Here is a 4,539-nt window from a genome sequence, read left to right as displayed (position 1 = left end):
TTTTGTAATTAAATTAATATGTGTTTTTTAATTGTTATATTTTTTTTTTTTAATTCGTAAATAAATTTGGTGTTTTTTTTTAATTTTTTTTTTTTTTTTTTTTTGCAAATGTCGGGATTTCCTGGATCTGGGAAATAGACATTTTCTAAGTATATCGCTAAATTAACAGGTGCTGTTATTGTAGATCATGACGTTGCGAAATCAGCTTTATTAAAATCATTAAAGGAAACAGGTGTTGAATCAACAGTGGTTGGGGGAATCTTCTATGATATTGAGTGGGAACTGATTGTTTTTTTGCTGGAGTAAAAGCACAGTGTGATATTAGATAGTCCATGTCTCTACGAAGGGATGATTAAAAAAGGAATAGATTTATGTCAGAAAAATGGTGCTACATATAAATATATTGAATGTTATCTTAATAATATAGAAGAAATTAATCGTAGGTTACAAACGCGCGAACGTAAGGTAAATCAAATTACAAAAGTAGAATCAGAAGTAGCATTTAAAAAATGTCTGTCTGGCAGTAAAAGGCCTTTACATGGTGAATATCTTATTGTGGATTTTGGAGAACCACTAGAGAAGTATGGTAAAAAAGTGATGGACTATATTTATCCCGCTATTTGTGGGTGGTAAAACTCCCACCTCAAAATTCAGCTGGAGCAAAGAAGTTAGACGGGAGCTAAACTGGCAGTAAACGCCCGATTGGTGCGGGCTAATAATCAGTGGGGGGTGGACAAAACCCTGCTGATTAAAGTTTCACTTTATGGATAGGTAGAGGAATACAAAAGGCGTTATCTTCAATTATGAAGATAACGCCTTTGGGTTTAAATATCAGGTGTTTCTGTTGAAGTACTTATTTTTCTGCGGGAGCGTCTTTTTCTCCCGATTTTATCTAATAGTTCATACATAACAGGAACAACTACTAATGTAAGAATGGTTGAAACGGCTAAGCCGCCAATTACAACGACAGCTAGACTTTTTGATACCATGCTGCCCGCTTGAGATTGGCCGAATAGAAGTGGTAGCATAGCGACGATTGTTGTTATGGCTGTCATAATAATTGGGCGTAATCGAGTGGGGCCGGCTTCTAATAGTGCTTCTCTGGTTTCCATACCGTTTTCTCGATTTTGTTGGACTCTTTCTATTAATACAATAGCATTTGTAACGACAATTCCGATTAACATTAATGCGCCAATCAAGGAATTTACATCAACTGGTGTTCTGGAAATGATTAATCCTAAAATGCCTCCGACAGCAGCTAATGGCAAAGAGAATAAAATTGCAAAAGGAGCGCGCGCTTGCCCGAATGTGATAACCATAATTAAATATACAATCCCGATTGCAATCCCCATAATTTTAAATAAATCAGTGAAGTTCTCTTGCATAGATTCAGTAGCACCTGCGATATTTACTTTTGCCCCGTTAGGTAAATCTAAGTCAGCTATTGCTTTGTTTACTTCTGCGCTTACTTTACTTAAATCTTCACTTGAAGCTTCTGCAGTAATTTGAATCGTTTCTTTCCCATCTTTATGGAAGATTTCCGTTTGAAGTTGTTTTTCTGAAATAGTTGCAATGTCTTTTAAAGGAATTGGTCCGTTAATAGGTGATAGTATGTTTGTGTTTAAAATATCTTCTTGTTTGTTAATGGATGCCTTTTTGTGTTCTATCATAATAGTTGTTTTTTCATTATTGATTGAGATTTCCCCAATAGGAGATTTCTTCATAAGGAATGATACTTGTTGTGCTGCTAATTCTGGTGTTAAACCTAGTTGCTCAGCCTTTGTTTGATCGATATGAATTTGCCATTCTTTTTTAGATTCTTCTATATTTGTTTTTACTTTGGAAAGAGAATCCATGCTTTTTAGTTTTGTTTCGACGATGTTAGTGGTCTTTTGTAAATTTGTTTCGTTAGTAGCTGTTACATTAAATTGTAAGTTGTTTCCGCCGCCGGAGTCAGAGTAACTCGTTTTTATATAATCAAGTTCAGCTGGTTCGAAAGCTGTATGTTCCTTTTTTAATTCTTTAATATATTGGTCGATGTCAGATCCTTTTTTAAAGACTACAAATATAGTTGCAAGGTTGTTTTGAGTTGTCTGTCCCCATTGTGCATCTTCTGCGCTAGATCCCATTCGCAAAATAACATCTGTTACATCAGAATTAGAGAGGAGTTTCTTTTCGAAATCAAAGGCTTTTTGTTTTTTAGCTTCAGAATCATAATCAGCTGGAAATGTCATGTTAACGGAAAGCATTGTATCGTCCTCAGACTTTATGTTCGCTTTCGGAAGTAGTATGTAGGCTGCAATTGATCCTGCAAATAATAAAAAAGAAGTGAGTAGAATGATAAACTTATGAGAAAGAGCCCACTTTAATGTGGCGACATATCGCGGTGAAGAATGTGAATTGCGACGTTTTGTTTTTTTGAGCAGTAAAAAAGCCATAAGTGGAACGACTGTTAATGCCACAATTAAGGAAGAAAGTATAGAATACACAACTGCTAACACCATAGGTAACATTAGTTTTCCAATTACTCCCGATACGAGACCGATAGGTAAAAAAACGGCGACTGTTGTTAAAGTAGAAGAGGTAATTGCGACGGCGACCTCTTTTGTTGCATCGAGAATAATATCTTTAGAGAAAGATTCTTTTTGTAAACGACGGAAAATATTCTCGATGACAACGATACTATCATCGACGAGACGTCCAACTGCAACGGCTAAGCCACCTAGAGTTAAAATGTTAAGTGTGATGTTAGATTGGTGGAGTAAAAATAGTGTTAATAGGATAGATAATGGGATACTGACGACAGCGATGAGTGTTGTTCGAAAGCTACGTAAAAAGATTAAGATAATGAGAGTTGCGGCAATGGCCCCAAGGATTACTTCTTTTCCCATACTAGTAACAGCATTTTCAACTTGCTCATGAGTTGAAGCTAAAAGTTTAATAGAATATTGATCTTTATATTCCTTACTTATATCTTTAATCTTTTTATCGATCTCTTTTCCAATTGCAACCGCGTTTTTACTCGGCTCTTTCATGATGACTAATCCTGTACCTTCTTCTCCGTTTATGTGTGAGATTGTATCGTAATGTTGTTTTAGTTCAATTTGAGCGACATCTTTTAATTTTACTTGAGGTGTAACGGTGATGTTTTTTATGTCATTTACATTTTTTATATCTCCGATGACACGAAGAGTGTATTCTTCCTTATTAACGGTAACTGCTCCGGCTGGAGTGGAGGTTTCTTTTCCTTGTAAAACTGTTAATACTTGCTGTGATGTTACGTTTTTATCTTTTAGTTGGTTAGGATCAAGTACGATTGATAATTCGGAAGTTGATTTTCCGAAAAACATAACATTGGCAACACCATCAATGCTTTCGAGTTGTGGTACGATTTCTTTCTCGATTTGTTTTTCGTCAGCTTTTGAAAATCCGTTTTGCTTCTGGATGGTGATTTGAGCGAGTGGAATCATAGAAGTATTTAATTGACTAACTACAGGCTTAGTTACATCTTTAGGTAATTTAATTGTATTAATTGCTTTCTCGACTTCGCGTGCCGCGTCTTTCATATTTGCCTTGGATGTATATGCGATGTCGATGCGTGATAACCCTTCATGTGTAGAAGAAGTAATGCCATCGATATGTTCTAAATTACGAAATTGTTTTTCGAGAGGATCAGTCACGTCTTTGGTCATCGTTTCAGCATCGAGCCCTTGAGACAATGTCGTAACAGTTATTGCGGGGTTATCGATGCTTGGTAAAAACTCCATAGGTAATTTAGATCCGGAATAAACGCCGAGTATGGAAATGAGAAAAACCATGATGATAATAGCGGCTCGGTTTTTTAATGAAAACTTTGTTAACCTATCCATAAGATAATTCCTCCATTAGTTTATTTATAGTTGTGTGGGCACTTTCTTACTATATAACAAAAAATGGATATTTTTCATTAATTAAATGTAAAAAAATTCTAACAATAATCTTAAGTTAATATTTTGAAGGGAAGTTCGTTATTTCTGCAAGTGAAATTCCTGATTGTTGAAGAGAAGCATTAATTAAAGTTTTGCTCTAGTATAGTGGACTCATTTTTTGTTACTCTACATTTAAATGAGGATTTGTCCTTCTTGAGTAGAGTTATGGTTATTGTAAAATTTAAAAGGAAGAGGGCTAAGGATTAGGAATTCATGTGGAATACTGTCTGGTTGATGATAGTGTATAGTAAGTTGTCTGCAAGCAAAATGAATGTTTTCAGTAGAAAGGATAATGGTTCTTTCTATAGAAGAAAGTAGGCTAGATAATTTTTTGTGTTTTTTTATAAAAAACACTTGTTATTTAAAAACCATGATGGTATATTAATAAACGTCGCTGATGCGGAAACGCAGAAAACGACAAAAAGAAATTAAAAAACATAGTTGACATCGAAAAATGAAGATGTTAATATGATGAAGTCGCTTCTGAAGCGGCGGACAAGTTCTTTGAAAACTGAACGAAACAAACAACGTGAACGTCAATTTTTATTTTTAGATGCTAGACAAACTAACT

1 protein-coding gene and 1 pseudogene are annotated in these 4,539 nt (G+C 34.9%); one reads left to right on the top strand and one right to left on the bottom strand.

Going from position 1 to position 4,539, the window contains the following annotated elements:
- Positions 1 to 153: 153 nt before the first annotated feature.
- Positions 154 to 633: pseudogene (locus JDS80_RS31825) on the top strand (P-loop nucleotide/nucleoside kinase family protein).
- 191 nt (positions 634 to 824) lie between these two features.
- Here the strand turns inward: JDS80_RS31825 and JDS80_RS30235 are convergent.
- Complete coding sequence (locus tag JDS80_RS30235) at positions 825 to 3,869, bottom strand: efflux RND transporter permease subunit (protein WP_199640766.1); 3,045 nt, start codon at positions 3,867 to 3,869, stop codon at positions 825 to 827.
- Positions 3,870 to 4,539 lie beyond the last annotated feature (670 nt).

Source organism: Bacillus cereus group sp. N8, assembly GCF_016483685.1.
GTDB classification, from domain to species: Bacteria; Bacillota; Bacilli; order Bacillales; family Bacillaceae_G; genus Bacillus_A; species Bacillus_A proteolyticus.
The sequence above is the reverse complement of the archived record's forward strand: the minus strand, read 5'-3'. Positions and strand labels throughout refer to the sequence as shown.